The 607-nt window shown below is 73.0% G+C and carries 1 protein-coding gene; it reads right to left on the reverse strand.

Translation table 11 applies throughout. From position 1 onward, the window contains the following. Positions 1-240 precede the first annotated feature (240 nt). Positions 241-435 carry a helix-hairpin-helix domain-containing protein gene (locus KBX53_RS35115; RefSeq protein WP_030332711.1) on the reverse strand — a complete coding sequence of 65 codons (195 nt, stop codon included), beginning with the start codon at positions 433-435 and terminating at the stop codon, positions 241-243. Between the last annotated feature and the right edge of the window lie 172 nt (positions 436-607).

The following is a 607-nucleotide window of genomic DNA, read 5'->3' on the forward strand; positions in this document are numbered from 1 at the left end:
CACGTCCAGTGCCGCATCGGCGGACGCCATCCGGTCGGCGACGAGCCGCGCGTACCCCCATTGTGGACGTTCCTCGGTGGCCCGGCCGGCCAGCCAACCGAATCCCCAACCATCGACGGGCGCCGCGGCGGCCTCCGCTATCAGGTCCTCGGCGTCACGCTCGACAGTCATGGCGGTCAGCCTCGCGGCCGGTCACCCGGGCGGCAACCCATTTGCCGCCGGCTGAGCGGCGGCGGCGCCTCAGCCGAGACCGAGCCTGTGCTCTTCGAGGGCGGACTGCAGGATGTCGAGCGCCTTCGGGCCCATGCCGTGCAGCCTGGCCAGATCCGCCCGGGGGACGCCCGCGAGCTGACGCAACGCGGTGTAGCCGGCGCCGTGCAGGGCCCGGGTGGCCGGCGCACCGATCTTCGGCAGCGTGTCCAGCGAGGAGGTCATCCGCGGATGGTAGACCGCAAACCGCCCGGATGCTCGACCCCGGTGCGGGCGACTCGACGCCGTGCGGATGACCAGACGTCGGGCGGGTGACCAGACGCCGTGCGGGCGACTCGACGCCGTGCGGGTGACCAGACGTCGTGCGGGTGACCAGACGTCGTGCGGGTGACTCGAC

The sequence above is a fragment of the Micromonospora sp. M51 genome (assembly GCF_018070305.1).
In the GTDB taxonomy this organism is placed as follows: domain Bacteria; phylum Actinomycetota; class Actinomycetes; order Mycobacteriales; family Micromonosporaceae; genus Micromonospora; species Micromonospora parva.

Excerpts from the sequence above, each read along its gene's own strand:
- KBX53_RS35115 (WP_030332711.1), bottom strand. The coding sequence starts at position 435 with ATGACCTCCTCGCTGGACACGCTGCCGAAGATCGGTGCGCCGGCCACC.